Source organism: Arenibacter latericius DSM 15913 (assembly GCF_000424985.1).
Classification (GTDB): Bacteria; Bacteroidota; Bacteroidia; order Flavobacteriales; family Flavobacteriaceae; genus Arenibacter; species Arenibacter latericius.
Genome location: NZ_AUKX01000011.1, coordinates 48,070 through 65,109, shown reverse-complemented (window position 1 = coordinate 65,109; position 17,040 = coordinate 48,070). Strand labels below are relative to the sequence as shown.

General features: G+C 37.5%; 14 protein-coding genes. 5 read left to right on the top strand and 9 right to left on the bottom strand.

Annotated elements, in window-relative coordinates; genetic code table 11:
- The first annotated feature begins 246 nt into the window (after window positions 1–246).
- The 4 genes from H344_RS0106975 (at window position 247) to H344_RS0106960 (ending at window position 3,566) form a co-directional block, all read left to right on the top strand.
- A complete protein-coding gene (locus H344_RS0106975; RefSeq protein ID WP_026809660.1) occupies window positions 247–1,992 on the top strand; it encodes a tetratricopeptide repeat protein in 1,746 nt (581 codons plus the stop codon).
- A gap of 53 nt (window positions 1,993–2,045) precedes the next feature.
- Entirely contained in the window at window positions 2,046–2,705 is a 660-nt protein-coding gene (locus tag H344_RS0106970; RefSeq protein ID WP_026809659.1) for an SCO family protein, read from the top strand.
- A 103-nt stretch (window positions 2,706–2,808) separates the two neighbouring features.
- Entirely contained in the window at window positions 2,809–3,045 is a 237-nt protein-coding gene (locus tag H344_RS0106965) for a putative signal transducing protein (RefSeq protein ID WP_026809658.1), read from the top strand.
- A 14-nt stretch (window positions 3,046–3,059) separates the two neighbouring features.
- Window positions 3,060–3,566: a DinB family protein gene (locus H344_RS0106960; RefSeq protein WP_026809657.1), complete on the top strand. Its 507-nt coding sequence runs from the start codon at window positions 3,060–3,062 to the stop codon at window positions 3,564–3,566.
- 28 nt (window positions 3,567–3,594) lie between these two features.
- Here the strand turns inward: H344_RS0106960 and H344_RS0106955 are convergent, their stop codons facing one another.
- The 8 genes from H344_RS0106955 to guaA all read right to left on the bottom strand — a co-directional run bounded on the left by H344_RS0106955 (window position 3,595) and on the right by guaA (window position 14,775).
- A complete protein-coding gene (locus tag H344_RS0106955) occupies window positions 3,595–4,536 on the bottom strand; it encodes an NAD(P)H-dependent flavin oxidoreductase (protein ID WP_026809656.1) in 942 nt (313 codons plus the stop codon).
- Between the two features lie 115 nt (window positions 4,537–4,651).
- Window positions 4,652–5,842 (bottom strand): tRNA 2-thiouridine(34) synthase MnmA, encoded by a 1,191-nt coding sequence (gene mnmA, locus H344_RS0106950; RefSeq protein WP_026809655.1) that lies wholly within the window; start codon window positions 5,840–5,842, stop codon window positions 4,652–4,654.
- Window positions 5,843–6,106: 264 nt separating this feature from the next.
- Complete coding sequence (gene yidC, locus H344_RS0106945; protein ID WP_026809654.1) at window positions 6,107–7,963, bottom strand: membrane protein insertase YidC; 1,857 nt, start codon at window positions 7,961–7,963, stop codon at window positions 6,107–6,109.
- Window positions 7,964–8,089: 126 nt separating this feature from the next.
- On the bottom strand, window positions 8,090–9,724 hold the full coding sequence (locus H344_RS0106940; protein ID WP_026809653.1) for a CTP synthase: 1,635 nt from the start codon (window positions 9,722–9,724) through the stop codon (window positions 8,090–8,092).
- Between the two features lie 60 nt (window positions 9,725–9,784).
- Complete coding sequence (locus tag H344_RS0106935; RefSeq protein WP_026809652.1) at window positions 9,785–10,021, bottom strand: DUF3820 family protein; 237 nt, start codon at window positions 10,019–10,021, stop codon at window positions 9,785–9,787.
- 544 nt (window positions 10,022–10,565) lie between these two features.
- Window positions 10,566–10,970, bottom strand: coding sequence for an OsmC family protein (locus H344_RS0106930; RefSeq protein WP_026809651.1), 405 nt, complete (start codon window positions 10,968–10,970; stop codon window positions 10,566–10,568).
- Window positions 10,971–10,972: 2 nt separating this feature from the next.
- Entirely contained in the window at window positions 10,973–13,159 is a 2,187-nt protein-coding gene (locus H344_RS0106925) for a LysM peptidoglycan-binding domain-containing protein (RefSeq protein ID WP_240484956.1), read from the bottom strand.
- 83 nt (window positions 13,160–13,242) lie between these two features.
- A complete protein-coding gene (guaA, locus tag H344_RS0106920; RefSeq protein ID WP_026809649.1) occupies window positions 13,243–14,775 on the bottom strand; it encodes a glutamine-hydrolyzing GMP synthase in 1,533 nt (510 codons plus the stop codon).
- A gap of 265 nt (window positions 14,776–15,040) precedes the next feature.
- Here guaA and H344_RS0106915 point away from each other — a divergent pair, with 265 nt between their 5' ends.
- Entirely contained in the window at window positions 15,041–15,586 is a 546-nt protein-coding gene (locus H344_RS0106915; RefSeq protein ID WP_026809648.1) for a pyridoxamine 5'-phosphate oxidase family protein, read from the top strand.
- A gap of 23 nt (window positions 15,587–15,609) precedes the next feature.
- On the opposite strand, the gene H344_RS0106910 is transcribed toward H344_RS0106915, so the two are convergent.
- Window positions 15,610–16,980 (bottom strand): pyridoxal phosphate-dependent decarboxylase family protein, encoded by a 1,371-nt coding sequence (locus tag H344_RS0106910; RefSeq protein ID WP_026809647.1) that lies wholly within the window; start codon window positions 16,978–16,980, stop codon window positions 15,610–15,612.
- Window positions 16,981–17,040 lie beyond the last annotated feature (60 nt).

Below are 17,040 nucleotides of genomic sequence, written 5' to 3'. Positions count from 1 at the left end.
TGTGAAACCAAATAATAGTGGGCATAATTCAGTTTAATCGTTCTGCCACATTACAGTGTCCCATTTCTATAAAAGCACTTGACCAATTAGGTACAGTAGGTAACAGAATAGTAACATAGATATTAAATACTGAACTCTAGCAGACAATTTAGGCTGGAAAACGGGGATTTACCAACTGTTTAAAATAGCGTAAAAGGTTCCCTTATAAGAAGCATACAACCTCCATTAACCACTAAATATAATCCGATGAAAACAAAGTCCGTACAACTAATCGTAATCTTCGTTCTATGTATTTCTTTATTCATTTTAATGACCCAGCCCAAAACAACAAATGAAGGAACTATGGAAATCGCTAAGCCTCAACAAGCTTCTTTATATTTTATGAAATGTACGGTAGCAAAATTTATGCTGAGCAATGTAGATACTACACAACAGATATCACCTTTATTTGAAAACCTAGGAAATCACCATTTTGGCATAAGCACCAAAGTAGAGAAAGCACAGACCTTCTTTAATCAGGGGCTAAAGTTGGCTTATGCATTTAACCATGCAGAGGCGCACCGTTCTTTTATGGAAGCAAGTAGACTAGATCCAAAATCGGCTATGACTTATTGGGGGCAGGCTTATGTATTAGGCCCCAACATTAATGATGCTTTACCAAATGATGAGCGAAAAATAAGATCGTACGAGGCACTATTGAAGGCTAAAAAACTAGCTGCTAGTGCTTCTCCAAAAGAACAAGCCTTAATAGCCGCATTAACACATAGATACAGTAATGATTTATCAGCTGATATTGCGGAACTCAATATAGCCTATATGAATGCTATGGCAGATGTGGCAGATAATTTTCCAGAAGATGCAGACGTACAAACTATGTATGCCGAAGCAATAATGAATACTACTCCGTGGAACTACTGGGATAGTGAGGGCTACCCTGCTACCAATACCCCAAAGGGAAAAGCAGCCTTGGAATATGCCATGAAGCTGAATCCTAATCACCCTGGGGCACATCACTACTACATCCATATGGTAGAGCTTCCACATCCAGATCTTGCCGTTCCAAGTGCAGATAGGTTGGGATCATTAATGCCAGCAGCAGGCCATATTGTACACATGCCTTCTCATATTTATATCCGTGTTGGCAGATATAAAGATGCCGTAGAAGTCAATAAAGCGGCGATTTTAGCAGATGAAGATTATATTTCACAATGTTATGCTCAAGGAATGTATCCCCTAGGCTACTACCCACATAACCTTCACTTCTTATGGTCAGCTGCCAGCTTATTGGGAGATAGCGAAACTGCAATTGACGCAGCTAAAAAAACCACCGAAAAAGTCCCCGTTGGGGAGTTAGAAAACTTACATTTTTTACAAGATTTCGCTTCCACCCCACTTTTAGCGTATACCCGATTTGGAAAATGGAATGATATTTTAACTACTCCTTATCCTGGGGATCAATATTCGCACCTTAAACTTATTTGGCATTACACACGTGGCATCGCTTTTATAAGAAAAAACAACTTAAAAGAAGCTAAAGAAGAATTAGATGCACTTAATAAAATGCGGAACAACCCCGAACTAGAAAAAATCATTGCTAATTATACCAACCCCTCTTCTATTATAGCTAAAGTGGCCTACGAAGTGGTAGCCGGTGAACTTGCCGCTGCCGAAGGAAATCTAACTAAGGCAATAGAACATTTAAACAAAGGGGTGAACTTTGAGGATCAATTAATTTATAGCGAACCTGCTCCTTGGCATATCCCTGTACGACAAAGCTTAGGCGCAGTCTTATTGAAAGCCGAAAAATATGAAGAAGCAGAGATGCGCTATAAAGAAGATCTAAATGCACTTCGCCAAAACGGGTGGTCCCTTATTGGATTGTACCACAGTTTAAAGGCACAGAACAAAATGGAAGAAGCCAATGACATAAAAAAAGAATTTGATGCCGCATGGCAGTATGCCGACTTAACTATTAACAGCTCTGTACTTTAAATATGATAATGTTATAGAAGTTTATTTTTAATGAGCTAATTAAGACGAAAAGCATGGGAAACAGGAGGTTTGCAAGTAGTATAACAATATTAATTATTGCAATACTACTTGTTTATATAAGTAAAAATTTAACAGCGGAAAAGAATCAACTCCCCATCTACAATCCCACAGACTTCAACTCAGAATTAGTGGATCTTAGCAAACAAAGGGATTCTATTAATCATGTTGTGGCCAATTTTAGTCTTATCAATCAAAATGGAGATAGCATTACCCACCTAGATTATCAGAATAAAATTTATGTGGCAGATTTCTTCTTTACTCGCTGCCCTAGTATTTGCCCTATTATGACCAATAATATGAATAAGTTGCAAAATTTCTTTTTAGAAGACAATGAAGTAAAGCTACTTTCCCTTTCTGTAACTCCAGTATTAGATAGTGTACCTGTATTACGAGAATATGCTAGTAAAAATGGAGCAGTCCAACCCAAATGGAATATTACTACAGGGGATAAAAAGCATATTTACGATTTGGCACGAAAAAGCTTTTTTGCGGCAGTGGATGAAGGAGATGGCGGATTTCAAGATTTTATCCACACCCCAAATTTTGTTTTAGTAGATAAGCAAAAACAGATTAGGGGAATTTACAATGGCACTCTTGATGAAGAAGTGAAACGATTGATGAAAGATATTGACCTCCTTAAAACTGAAAAATAGATCCTCCTATCTACCCTGTAATTCCTAATAATTATAAATTGATAATTGCGTATACTGTTTCTTATTATTTGTTAACTTTAAGTGAACATTAAAACTGGAAACTATGGACAAGGATTATATAAAAATATTTTCTGGAAACTTTCTTATTTCAAATAGGATTAAAGCAGAACTAATAGAAATTGGCATAACACCCGTTATAAAAGACGAGTCGGAATCTGGACGATTAGCAGGTTTTCCTTCAGCCATGCAGGGAGTTCAAGAAATCTATGTTCAAAGTGAGGAAGTCGAAAAGGCTAAATCCGTAGTAGATCGGATTTCGGCAATTACTGATTCGGAATAAAACCTATTGCCAAAATGATTACTCCAACAGAACCTGAATATTGGTTACGAGGTCCTATTGAAGGGATACCTCCCCTATTGCAACCTGCAGCCCATGCCTTATTGCAATCTAGAAAGGAATTAACACATTATACAGCCAATTTTCCGGATAACCTCCTATGGGAAAAACCTTCGGGCTGTGCTTCAGTAGGGTTTCATATGCAGCATTTAACAGGGGTCTTAGATCGGATGATGACCTATACTCAGGAGAAGTCACTTTCCGAGCAACAATTTGAATACTTAAAACAGGAAGGAGAACCAAATCCTAGCATAAGGGTTTCCGATTTAGTAGGGCATTTTGATAAAAAGGTAGAGCAAGCACTATATATGTTCAAACAATTACCAGAATCTGAACTTACTATGACCCGAACGGTAGGTCGTAAAAAATTGCCCTCTACAGTTCTCGGTCTCTTATTTCATGCTGCAGAACACAGTCAGCGCCATATTGGTCAGATGTTGGTGACCATACGCGTTTTGCAATAAATCTATAAGGTAGTTATTTGATAGCTTTTTAAAACTTAGCAACTTCTTTTTGCGCCTCTCTAAATTCAGTAATCATATCCTGAACAATAGTTGCCGCTGGTCTTATATCGTGAATGATAGCTGCTACTTGGCCGATTTCTAATTCTCCTTCTTCCATATCTCCTTCAAACATTCCACGTTTCGCTCTAGCACGTCCCAATAAAGTTTTAAGATCCTCTACGGTAGCCCCCTTAGCATATGCATCTTGAATATCGTGAAAAAACTTATTTTTAAGCATTCTCACGGGGGCAAGTTCCTTTAAGGTCAACTTGGTAGCTCCTTCACCGGCTTCTACTACTTTTTGTTTAAAATCGGGATGAGATGAAGCCTCATCACTAGCCACAAACCTACTACCTACCTGAACCCCATCGGCTCCTAATACCATAGCTGCCAACATTGATTTTCCTGTAGCGATTCCGCCAGCAGCAATAATAGGTATGTTTATTTTCTCCTTAACAGCAGGTATTAGCGTTAGTGTAGTAGTTTCGTCCCTTCCATTGTGACCTCCTGCTTCAAACCCTTCTGCAACAATGGCGTCTACCCCAGCTTCTTCTGCTTTTAGAGCAAACTTTACACTACTAACTACATGCACTACAGTAATGCCTTTATCCTTTAAAAACTTAGTCCAGGTTTTGGGATTTCCTGCCGAAGTGAAAACAATTTTTACCCCTAGCTCCACAATAATATCCATGTGCTTATCAATATCTGGATATAACATAGGCACGTTTACGGCAAAAGGCTTGTCTGTAGCCTGCTTACATTTAAGAATATGCTCCCTAAGCACTTCGGGGTACATAGACCCAGCGCCAATGACTCCCAAACCACCTGCATTAGAAACTGCAGAGGCTAATCGCCAGCCGCTGGCCCAGACCATACCTGCCTGAATTATAGGATAGGATATATTAAAAAGCGTAGTGATTCTGTTCTGCATTAATTGCCCGAATTTTGGAATAAATAACCTTGTAAATTAAATCCGTTTGAAACGGTAAAATCTCATAACATAACTGTCCAAAGAATTCATCATTAGATGAAAAAGTTATGGACTATTAAGATATTACCCCCGAACCTACTAATTCTTCACCAATATACCAAGCTACAAACTGCCCCTCTGTCATAGCGGACTGTTTTTCCTCAAAATCTACATATAAACCGGAATCTACTCTGTATAGCGTGGCTTTCTGTAGAGGCTGACGGTAACGGATTCTAGCCATAACCTCCATAGATTGGTCCACCTTCAAAGCCATATCTGTACGCACCCAATGAAGCTCCTCTAGGTTTACAAAGAGTGTTTTTCTATATAGTCCAGGGTGACTCTTACCTTGCCCTGTATAAATAACGTTCTCTTCCACATCAGTTTCTATGACAAATAAAGGTTCCTTAGTTCCACCTACATCTAGTCCTTTTCGTTGTCCTTTTGTAAAATAATGTGCTCCTTGGTGTTCGCCCACTACCTTACCATCGGATACCTGATAAACTGGTTTTTGAGCATAAAAAGTTAGCTCCTCCAATTTGGAATTAAACTTGGGAGTTTCATTATTTAATTGTGGCAATACTGAAGGCACCTCTACAATAACACCTTTTTTAGGACTTAGTTTTTGTTGTAAAAATTCTGGCAACCTTACTTTTCCAATAAAACAAAGTCCTTGTGAATCTTTTTTATCGGCGGTAATCAATTCATTTTCTGCTGCAATCTGTCTTACTTCAGATTTCTGTAGCTCTCCGATAGGGAAAAGGGTTTTTGCCAGTTGTTCTTGAGAAAGCTGACATAAGAAATAGGATTGGTCCTTATTAGCATCGGCACCGGCCAATAGCTGATAGGTTTCCGATCCGTCTTCATTAATTATAGTCCCCTTTCTGCAATAATGCCCCGTAGCAACATAGTCGGCACCTAGTTGCATGGCAATTTTCATAAACACATCAAACTTAATTTCTCTATTGCACAGTACATCTGGGTTTGGGGTTCTTCCCATTTCATATTCACGGAACATATAATCTACAATACGCTCCTTATACTGAGCACTTAAGTCGACTGTCTGAAAAGGGATTCCCAATTTTTCAGCCACTATAAGAGCATCATTACTGTCCTCTAACCAAGGACATTCATTAGAGATAGTAACCGAATCGTCGTGCCAATTTTTCATAAAAAGCCCGATCACCTCATATCCTTGTTCTTTTAAGAGATATGCGGTTACGCTAGAATCTACTCCACCTGAAAGTCCTACTACTACCTTTTTCATCACCTTTAATTATTATGCAAAAATACAAAATTGCCAATTGGCTGCCTTAAAATATAATTCTAATGATTTCCCAAAAATTGAGCCAAACATCAAAAGCCCCTAGGTTAACCTACAAAAAGAATCCCTTTACAACTATTAGTTTGAGGAACTGTATTTAATGTGAATCTTTACAGTCCCAAATGTTACCAAACTAAACCAAAAAGCTCCCAAAATCCAACTAAGTATTGGAAAATGGGAGCTTTTGCTTTTTAAAGGAATAGTAAATTATTTCTTCCCTAGCTTTTTTTGTTCTTCGGCCTGTTCCATCATTTCCCTCATCTTTCTTTGGAACTTACTTTCCTTTTTAGGTTTCTTTTTATTCTCCTGAATTTGAGCATGAATCTTATCCTCATCAAGGATAAAGTTCTTAATTGCTAACATTATAAAGATGGTAATAAGGTTAGACACAAAGTAGTACAAACTCAATCCACTTGCATAGTTGTTAAAGAAAAACAACATCATTAGCGGAGATAGATACAATATAAACTTCATATTAGGCATTCCCGGTTGGGTCTGCATATTTTGTCCTGTAGTCATCATCATATAAAAGAATATAGCTACAGAAGCCAAAATTGGGAATAAACTTACGTGATCCCCATAAAATGGAATACTAAACGGTAAATGCGCGATTGCATCATAGGAAGAAAGGTCATCTGCCCATAGGAACGACTTTTGCCTCATGGCAAAGGAAGTTGGGAAGAACATAAATAATGCGTAGAAAATAGGCATTTGCAATAATGCAGGAACACACCCACTCATAGGACTCACCCCAGCCTTGCTATAAAGTTTCATAGTTTCCTGCTGCTTCTTCATAGGGTTATCCTTAAACTTCTCATTCAGCTCGGTAATTTCAGGTTTTAAAACCTTCATTTTAGCCTGAGACAAATAAGACTTATAGGTAACCGGAGACATTGCCAAACGCACTAAAATAGTCATAACTACAATTGCGATTCCGTAGGGGAAGAAGGAACTTAAGAAAGTATAAATCGGTGTAAACATATAGCGGTTAATCCACCCGAAGATTCCCCAACCAAAAGGAATAGAGTCATCTAGGCCTAACTCTTTATATTGAGCCAAAACTTTTACATCCGTAGGTCCGTAATACCAATTTAGGTTATAGGCTAATTCTCCGCCTTCTAATTTTAAAGGTATTTCAGCAGCAAATTCTTTAGTAAACCCTTGAGTACGACTTTCTTCTTCAACCAAATTAATAGAACTTAATTTAGCAGATTCAAAATTATTCGCATTTGTAAGCATGGAACTAAAGAAATGCTGTCTAAACGATAACCATTTCACATCCTTCTCCAACTCCTCATCAGAACTTCCTTCAGAGAGTTTACTAATTTTACCATCTTCATGGTTATAGGTAAGCCTGGTATATCTATTTTCATACTGCACACTTTTAGAGTGGCGTATTCCTTTTAATTTCCAATCTAAATTTACTGGGTTACTATTATTAATCACCCCATTTAACCCTTGTGAACGTAATTGAAATCCAACCAAATACTCATCTGGTCTCATTTCATATCTATACTCCAAATACTTATCTGCAGCCACCTTGGCTTTCATAGATAATATTTGAGTATCTCCAGAGGTAGTAAGGGAAGGCTCAAAAAATAAATCTTTGGAATGCAACACCCTATTATCTGAAGTAGAGAAAGAAATACCAAAACTAGCATTGTTATCTTTTACAAGATAAACAGGAATAGAGTCGTACGTAACGTAATCCTTCATAGTGGCCTCTACGATCTGCCCTCCTTTATTACTGATTTCCAGATAAAGAAGGTCGTTTTCTAAGACCGTTGTTCCTTCGTTAGGCGAAGTATAACCAAACGCACCCATTGCGCTTTTATATTTTGCAACAGCTATAGAGTCATTAGCATCTACAGGAATTGGTGCAGTAGCAAGAGGTTCACTTGCTTCGGATTGGACCGCTTTAGCAGCCTCTACCTGCTCTTGTTCAGCTTTTTTCGCAGCCAACTCTTCTGGAGTTGGTTGATTTTGCCAAAACATAAAAACAAGGATACCAAAAATCAGCACAAAGCCAATTATGGTATTAATATCCATTTTTTTTTCTTCCATCTATCGTATTATTTTACTTGATCCTTTGACTATTTAGAAATTTTTTGTCCAGCTAGAAACAAGTATTTTAATTTGCAAATATATATCCAACAGCAATCGATATACTATTGGAACATAATCTTATTATTATTCTATTATTGTGCTTCCTTCTTCTTGATGCTTTAATGCTGCCTTTATGAATCCAACAAATAAAGGATGAGGATTAGCTACGGTACTCTTATACTCTGGATGATATTGCACCCCAAGAAACCAAGGATGAGATGGAATCTCAATTACCTCAACCAATCCAGTTTCCTTATTTATTCCTGTAGCTACCATTCCTGCAGCTTCTAACTGCTCCTTATATTTGTTGTTAAACTCATATCTATGTCTGTGGCGTTCAGAGATTACTTTTTCCTCATTATAGATACTATGGACTAAGCTATCCTTGGTTAATTCACAATCCCAAGAACCTAGACGCATAGTACCGCCTTTATTCTCAATATTTTTTTGCTCTTCCATAATGTTGATAACTGGATCTGGCGTATTCTCATCCATCTCAGTAGAATTCGCTTCCTCCAACTTCAATATATTCCTGGCATATTCTATCACAGCCATTTGCATCCCAAGACAAATTCCTAAAAATGGAATCTTATTTTCTCGTGCAAATTGAACTGCCTTTATCTTTCCATCTATACCACGTTCTCCAAAACCAGGTGCTACCAAAATACCATCTAGTCCTGTTAGTTTTTTCTCTAATGCTTTCCCTTTTAAATGTTCGGAGTGAATGAACTTTACTTTTACTTTTACGTGATTTACAGATCCTGCATGTATAAAAGCCTCTAAAATGGATTTATAAGAATCTTGTAATTCCACGTATTTTCCTATCAGTCCAACCGTAACTTCGTTCTTAGGATTTTTATGCCATTCTAAGAACTGGTTCCAATGAGTAAGATCTGGAACTACATCATCGGGAAGGTTTAATTTTTTCAAGGTTACTGTATCCAAGCCCTCTTCTTGCATAAGAATCGGAACATCATATATAGTAGACGCGTCTATCGATTGGATAACAGCTTCTCGCTTTACGTTACAGAATAAGGCTAATTTTGCCTTTATATCATCAGAAAGATCATGCTCTGTTCTACACACTAGGATGTCGGCCTTAATCCCACTTTCCATCAGTGTCTTTACGGAATGCTGTGTCGGTTTCGTTTTAAGCTCACCTGCAGCAGATAGATATGGCACTAGGGTTAGATGAATAACAATAGCATTGTTATCTCCCAACTCCCATAACAATTGACGCACAGATTCTATATAGGGTAAAGATTCTATATCACCTACAGTACCGCCAATTTCGGTAATAACGATGTCATAATCTCCCGTTTTACCCAAATGCTGAATTCGCTCCTTAATTTCATTAGTAATATGAGGCACCACCTGGACGGTTTTACCTAAAAACTCGCCTCTCCTCTCTTTCTCTATCACACTTTGATAGATTCTTCCTGTAGTAACGTTATTTGCTTGCGAAGTACGAACATTTAGGAATCTTTCATAATGGCCCAAATCCAAATCGGTTTCGGCTCCATCATCGGTCACATAACATTCCCCATGCTCATAGGGATTTAAGGTACCTGGGTCCACATTGATATATGGATCTAATTTTTGAATCGTAGTTCTATAACCTCTTGCTTGTAATAATTTGGCAAGAGAGGCCGCAATAATCCCCTTTCCAAGGGATGAGGTAACCCCACCGGTTACAAAAATATATTTAGTTTGTGACATGAAGCGTTAGGTTGAATTCTTAACGCGAGCAAAAATACAAATTGCAATCACAATTTATAGTTAATACCTTGGAAAATCTTTTTGAATTTTACGAATTAACCCTTCCAATCCATTTATTTTAATCTCTAGCATGGATTTAAGCAAATCGCCAAGCTTTCCTGTAGGAAATCCACTCTGCTGAAACCACACTAAATAGGGCTCTGGAAGATCTACTAGATACCTCCCTTTAAATTTTCCAAATGGCATCTTGTAATGGGCCAATTCGATTAACTTTCTTTTATCTGGAGCTACATTCATAATTTATAATATATCCAAATATACCACCTTCAGATTAGCCAACCAATTGTGAAATAAATTTTACAGGGAATTTATCCTTTCTTAATCTACCACCTTCTTTATTTTATAAATCCCCACAATAAAAAAAACCTTTGAAAAACAAAATAAAAAAATGCGATTACAAATCGATAATCACCTGAAGGTCTCAGCAAACAAGTTCAAGAGCATTCTTATGTCCCAAAGTAAAAAGATATTTCGTTTTAATAAAAATGCTGCATTTAATAGGTAAGCAGCAGTATATTAGGAGTTGCATTTATAGCCTTTCAAATTTAAGAAATGAAAGAAGGAGTTTCTTAAAAACCGGCATCTACCGTATTTTTATTTCTAAAAGCGAATAATTTAATGGAAATAAACAGGAAAAAATACTCTAAGCATCAAAGCCAAGAGAAAGTTATTCTTTAATTAAGAACCATGACAACCATAATTCTTATGGATTAGTTTTCATCCATTTGCTAATAGTGGAAGTAAGGTTTACACAGCAAAAGGATGAAAACTAGAATAACTTTTAAAATTCCCAGTGAAACGATATATTTCTAACGATATCTGGATGAAGACTATAGTGTACGGGGCAAGTCCTTGCGGTATTTTCTAAAATTTTCCTGTTCTTTTCAGAAATATTTTTAGGCAGTTTAAATTTCACATCAATTCTTACTATCCTTCTAGGATCTGCCTCCATAAACTTTGTCACCTCAGCTGTAGAGTCTACAAGATCTACTTCTAGACTTCTAGCTTTAATTCCCATAACAGAGAACATACAACTTGCCAATCCTGTAGCAATGGTATCTGTAGGTGAAAAAGCCTGTCCTAGCCCGTGGTTATCTAGAGGTGCATCTGTTACAAAACTATTTCCCGATAGCAAATGCTCACAACTAGTTCTAAGGTCTCCTAAATAGGTAACTTTTGAAGTCATTTTTATTCTTCTTTTAATTCTACGACTTCCATATTTTTATACTCTAATATATAGGCGGCAGTATTAAAATATCCAGAAGTAAAATTTTTAGCGTAATTAAATTTGTTGCCAGTATATTCTGTACCACCAATTAATTTGGAAGCATCTGCCAAGTTATTTTTATAGGCAAGTTTTAATAGCAAGTCATAAGTGATATCAAAACCTCTTATTGCATACTCATCTGGTTCTGATCCAAACCTAGCACTATAAGCTTTGGTAAAGGAGTTGGATTTACCATCGAATCTACGCGCAGGAGAAGGGTAGGTAAATCTTAGATTAGACAAATGAGAATAAGAGACCACTTCATTATCAAAAGCGGAGTTTTTATCCGTTGTTAACAGCTTAATTTTTTTCTTGCCGCTAACCAAAGAGTTTAGCAAGGAGGCTGCATGATGCACCACCGTGGCTTGCTCCGTCTCCAAAAACACATAGTTATCAGATGTTTCGGATAGTAAAGCAGAAAGCCTATTAATATCCAAGGTTCTGTCTTCTTTTAAAGTCACCGTACTAGCCCCTGGAAATCGTCTTAATAACAATGCTTCAGTGGATTTACTCTTAGAGTCGGCAATGACTATTATTTTTTGATCTGTCCTAATATCCGAGATATAATCTAATAACTGCTCTCTCATCACCTTCTTAGAAGGAAGAGTAAAATATACATTACTCAAACTTAAATCACTACCCTCAGTCATAGGTGCAATTACAGGAACGTTGTAATTCGCTGCTATTAATGCTACTTCTTTAAGAGAAACAGGATCTAATGGACCAAAAATAGCTGAAACTCCATTTAGATTTTCCTGTTGCATTATACTTCTTGCACGATTCAAACTAAGTTCTGTATCAAAAGTTTTTACGTCTACGGATATTCCTAATTTGGCTACCGAGTCTATTGCCATCAGCGCTCCGGAATACAAACCAAGACTGTATTTTACGTCCTTTCTTTTTCTTATAGCATTAGACACCCCTTCGGTATCATTTAAATCCAATCTATCAAACCTAAACGGTAGTAAGAACATAACCTTAGGTTTATTAAGAGGATTTATACTATCTACCAGATTAATCTTATCTAAAATAAGTGCGTTTTTCACATCAAAATTACCAGTCTGACCTTTTGGTAGCTTTAATACCATCCCAGCTTTCAAACCATCTTTCAAATCTGGATTCAGATCTAACAATTCTCTGTATGTAACTCCAAATTTCCTAGTAAGGGAAAATTCGGTTTGCTTTGGTTTTACCTCATAAAAATTAAAGTTCTCGGTATTAACCACACCAGAATTAGCTGTTTTAACAGGGATTTGAAGAACCATACCTTCTTTTAAACCACCACGCTCTTTAATTTCTGGGTTTAACTTCATAAGCTCTTCGGAGCTAAGATCAAACTTCTTCTGCAAACTATATAAAGTTTGTTTTGGAGGAACAGTATAGGAAGTATACAATTGGGTTTGTTGATCTTTAATCTTTCCTTTTACTAGTTTAGGTACCAACAATTCCTGTCCATTTGCCAAGTGATCCGTAGTTTTAGATAAGTCGGGATTTAAGACTAAAAGACTGTCTTGAGTAATTCCATATTTATGTGCAATACTCCATCTGGTCTCTTTAGGCTGAACTGTGTACACCTCATAATTCTCTTCCACATGAACATTTTCTGGCTCCTTTGCCTTTCGGTATTTAGGAACCTTCAGAGTCATACCTCTTTTCAATTGCACTGAATACAATTCCCTATTGTACCGCTTTATATCATCTTCGGTAACATTGTATTTTCTGGCAATTCCATATAAGGTTTCCCTCCTTCTTGCCCTATGAGAAATAAATCCAACAGGCTCTTGCTTACCTACATTCTCTCCTTCTCCATCTAGCTTCTCCAATAGGTCACTTACACCAACCTCTGTTTTCTGTTCTACAGCTTTTTTCTCATTGATGTCACTAACAAGGGGAATTACCAGGATAGTGTTAGCTTTAATAGCCTGACCTTTTTTTACTTCCTTGTTATAATTTAAAATTCCAAGTTCAGAAACCTTGTATTGTTTTGCAATGCTTTCCAAGGTCTCCCCTTCCTTTACAGAATGGGTGGTGAATTTTTGGGCAACTGCACACACCCCAATGAATAGCATGAGAAATGTTGATAATATTGCTTTTTTATTTAATTTCACTATCCTGGATTTTATAGATTAAACTCAACTCAAGACTATTTTCTAAACGTGATTAACACAAATTTATTCTTCTGTACAACCTTCTATTCCCACTCAATAGTTGCTGGTGGTTTAGAACTGATATCGTACACCACTCTATTCACTCCACGCACCTTATTGATAATATCGTTAGAAGTTTTTTGTAAAAACTCATAAGGCAAATTCACCCAATCTGCTGTCATTCCGTCTGTACTTTCAACAGCTCTAAGAGCTACACACTTTTCATAAGTACGTTCATCACCCATTACTCCAACACTATTTACTGGTAAGAGTATTGCTCCTGCCTGCCATACCTTATCATAAAGTCCCCATTCTTTAAGACCGTTAATAAAGATTGCATCAACCTCTTGAAGAATTTCTACTTTCTCACGAGTAATATCACCTAGGATACGAATAGCTAGTCCTGGACCTGGGAAAGGATGTCTTCCCAACAGTTCTTTATCTATTCCTAAACTAGCACCTACTCTTCTCACCTCATCCTTAAATAACATCCTCAAGGGCTCAACTACTTTCAACTTCATATAGTCTGGCAATCCACCAACATTATGGTGGCTTTTAATAGTTGCAGAAGGTCCTCCTGTAGCGGAAACTGATTCTATCACATCGGGATAAATTGTACCCTGTCCTAACCATTTAGCATCTTCCACCTTATGGGATTCGTCATCAAAAACCTCAATAAATACCCTTCCTATGGTTTTCCTTTTAGTTTCTGGGTCGCTCTCCCCTTCCAGATTATCCAAAAAGCGTGCCGAAGCGTCAACTCCTTTTACATTTAACCCCATCCCATGATACTGATCTAGCACAGCTTGGAATTCGTTTTTACGAAGTAATCCGTTATTTACGAAAATACAGTGAAGGTTTTTCCCAATAGCCTTATGCAAGAGCACAGCTGCTACCGTAGAATCTACTCCCCCAGAAAGTCCAAGGATTACTTTTTCGTTCCCTATTTTATTCTTAAGCTCAGCTACTGTTGAATCTACAAAAGAGTCGGGCGTCCAAGTTTGCGCTAATCCGGCAATATGCACAAGAAAGTTCTCCAATAATTGCTTCCCGTCTGTAGTGTGATACACTTCTGGGTGGAATTGAATTGCATAGGTATCTTCGCCATTTATTTTATATGCAGCATTCTCTACATCTGGTGTGCTCGCCAATCTAGTAGCGCCTGTAGGCAATTCTTTTATAGTATCACTATGGCTCATCCATACCTGACTCCCTTCAGCAATTCCATTAAAGAAAGGTTCATTATTTTCAATAAATGAAAGCTTAGCTCTACCATACTCCCTAGTACTAGAAGGAGAAACATTCCCGCCATTGAAATGTGCCAAGTATTGAGCACCATAACAAATTGCTAAGAGTGGCTTCTTACCTTTTATTTGCGAAAGATCTGGATGCGGAGCATCTTCGGCGCGAATAGAAAATGGTGACCCAGAAAGGATTACCGCTTTGTAGACCGATAAATCTTCAGGTAACTTATTATATGGTTTAATTTCGCAGAAAATATTAAGTTCCCTAACCCTTCTGGCAATGAGTTGCGTATACTGGGAACCAAAATCTAAAATGAGGACGTTATTTTGCATGGGCAAAAATAGTAAATTGAAAATTTTTGAAAAACATGTTTAAAGGATATTTATGAATTACTTCATAAATCCGGCCCAAAAATACCCATTTAATTTACATCTCTATAGATTAATTATAACAATATAACTAGGAAAATATTGAGGCTTGTTAATACAGCTTCCTAAGAAGACCTTTAGAGACAATGGTTATTTATAGTTATAACGTTCCAAAACCACCTCACTTCAATATTTCTTTTTACCTTTATTTATCTAATAATTATGCATCATGGGTAAGGTTTATTTAGAAGAGATTAGACAGGAATTACAACGGGGTCCCAAAGAAAAAGGCCATCCTTTTAGATTCTTTACTTTTGCAACGGTTGGATTAGATCATGTAGCCCGATTGCGAACCGTGGTAATGCGCGATGTAGATAAGGATTTAAAGATTACTTTCTACACTGACAAACGCTCTAAAAAGATAACCCACATAAAAGAAAACAAAAAGGTAAGCCTTATCTTTTATCACCCAGAAAAACTACTCCAATTAAGAATAGAAGGAATAGCCACTTATAATTCCGATACAACTACCAAGGAAGTGCATTGGAGTTCAATTCCAGATTTTTCCAAAAAAGAATATACCACTAGTAAATCCCCAGGGACCATTATAAACGACCCCGACAAGCTAGAATACCTTTCCGAAGACAATCACTTCTGCATTGTAGAGATCTTCCCTCATAAAATGGAGTACCTAAAATTGGGTCGCCCTAACCATACCCGAGTCCGATTTTCCAAGGTGGAGAGCGAATGGGAGAGCGAATTTCTGGTCCCTTAATTACTAATCTTCTAATTGCAGTTTTACTCCATAGAAGCTAAGATCATACTTATATCCTCTTCAGTAGTCGCGGGATTAATAAAACAAAAACGAGCTACCGTTTCATACTCTCCTTGAACTTTAAATTTAGTAGGAGTCACCAAAGCAAAACCTTCGCGTTGATTTTTATAGGTCCATTTAGTATAGTCCTCCGAAGACCACCCTAACCTCCTAAAAACCACACAGGAAAGACTAGGCTCCCTCACCAATTCAACTAATGGATTCTTGGTGATTAGTTCTCCAGCTAAATTCGCCAATTCTATTCCCCTATCCACTGCCCAAGAATATTTATCTGTACCGTGCATTGCCAAGGAGAACCACAATGGTAAACCTCTAACCCTACGAGTAAGCTGAATCTGATAGTCAGAAGGATTAAAACCGCGAGCACCGTCATCATTAAAAATCTCCAAGTAAGAACCTTCTTGGGAATGCGCTTCCTTGGCTAGCTCTGGTTCTCTATATAGAATTGCGCCACAATCATAAGGTGAAAAAAGCCATTTATGAGGATCAATAGTAATACTATCAGCTTTCTCCAACCCCTTAAAAAGTGACCTAGCCGTTTTAGAGGCCAATGCTCCTCCTCCATAGGCTGCATCTACATGAAACCAAAGATTTTCCTCCTGGCAAAGGTCTCCAATTCCAAAAAGATCATCTATAATCCCCGCATTGGTAGTACCGCCTGTTGCCACCACAGCAAATAAACGTTGACGCTCTTGCGGATCTAAACTTGTTATTTTTTCTTTAAGCGCCTTAGAGGTCATTTCCTCTTCTGTTTCTACCAATAGCACATCGCAATCTATAACCTTAGCCATTGCTTTTACCGAAGAATGAGCTCCACTAGACGTAATTACTATTCCTTTTTTGCCTCTATTACTAGGATCCTTCCTCCAAAATTCTCTTGCTGTTACCATAGCCGAAAGATTGGCAGCTGTTCCTCCACTAGTAAAAACTCCGAACGCTCCTTCTGGTAAGCCAGTTAATGACACCAACCACTTCATAGCCTCATTCTCACAGAAAATTCCGCCAGCCCCTTCCATCCAATAGGCACCGTGAATACTGGAAGCCGAAGTAACAAGGTCAAACATCACCGCAGCCTTGGTAGGAGATGCTGGCACAAATGCCAAATGCCGAGGGTGATCTATTGGCACAGTAGCCTTTATTAATACATCTTTAAACAAATTAAATGCCTTTTCCCCTCCAATTCCTAAGGGCGTAATTGTTTCCCCTACCAAAGCCTTTAGTTCTGCTTCGTTTTTTGGTTTTCCCAATTCCGGGGAAGGGTGTGTTAGTCGACCTATGGCATATTTCATGACATCTAAAGTCATTTCTACCATTTCAAAATCTACTTTGTGCATGGACATAATCTGCAATATTTTAAAAGAATAAAATCCTAATTAATTGTTAGTCTTAAATGA

Excerpts from the sequence above, each read along its gene's own strand:
- H344_RS0106965 (WP_026809658.1), top strand. The coding sequence starts at position 2,809 with ATGGACAAGGATTATATAAAAATATTTTCTGGAAACTTTCTTATTTCA.
- H344_RS0106975 (WP_026809660.1), top strand. The coding sequence starts at position 247 with ATGAAAACAAAGTCCGTACAACTAATCGTAATCTTCGTTCTATGTATT.
- H344_RS0106910 (WP_026809647.1), bottom strand. The coding sequence starts at position 16,980 with ATGCACAAAGTAGATTTTGAAATGGTAGAAATGACTTTAGATGTCATG.
- guaA (WP_026809649.1), bottom strand. The coding sequence starts at position 14,775 with ATGCAAAATAACGTCCTCATTTTAGATTTTGGTTCCCAGTATACGCAA.
- H344_RS0106960 (WP_026809657.1), top strand. The coding sequence starts at position 3,060 with ATGATTACTCCAACAGAACCTGAATATTGGTTACGAGGTCCTATTGAA.
- H344_RS0106970 (WP_026809659.1), top strand. The coding sequence starts at position 2,046 with ATGGGAAACAGGAGGTTTGCAAGTAGTATAACAATATTAATTATTGCA.
- H344_RS0106935 (WP_026809652.1), bottom strand. The coding sequence starts at position 10,021 with ATGAATGTAGCTCCAGATAAAAGAAAGTTAATCGAATTGGCCCATTAC.
- H344_RS0106915 (WP_026809648.1), top strand. The coding sequence starts at position 15,041 with ATGGGTAAGGTTTATTTAGAAGAGATTAGACAGGAATTACAACGGGGT.
- H344_RS0106940 (WP_026809653.1), bottom strand. The coding sequence starts at position 9,724 with ATGTCACAAACTAAATATATTTTTGTAACCGGTGGGGTTACCTCATCC.
- H344_RS0106930 (WP_026809651.1), bottom strand. The coding sequence starts at position 10,970 with ATGACTTCAAAAGTTACCTATTTAGGAGACCTTAGAACTAGTTGTGAG.
- H344_RS0106955 (WP_026809656.1), bottom strand. The coding sequence starts at position 4,536 with ATGCAGAACAGAATCACTACGCTTTTTAATATATCCTATCCTATAATT.
- mnmA (WP_026809655.1), bottom strand. The coding sequence starts at position 5,842 with ATGAAAAAGGTAGTAGTAGGACTTTCAGGTGGAGTAGATTCTAGCGTA.
- yidC (WP_026809654.1), bottom strand. The coding sequence starts at position 7,963 with ATGGAAGAAAAAAAAATGGATATTAATACCATAATTGGCTTTGTGCTG.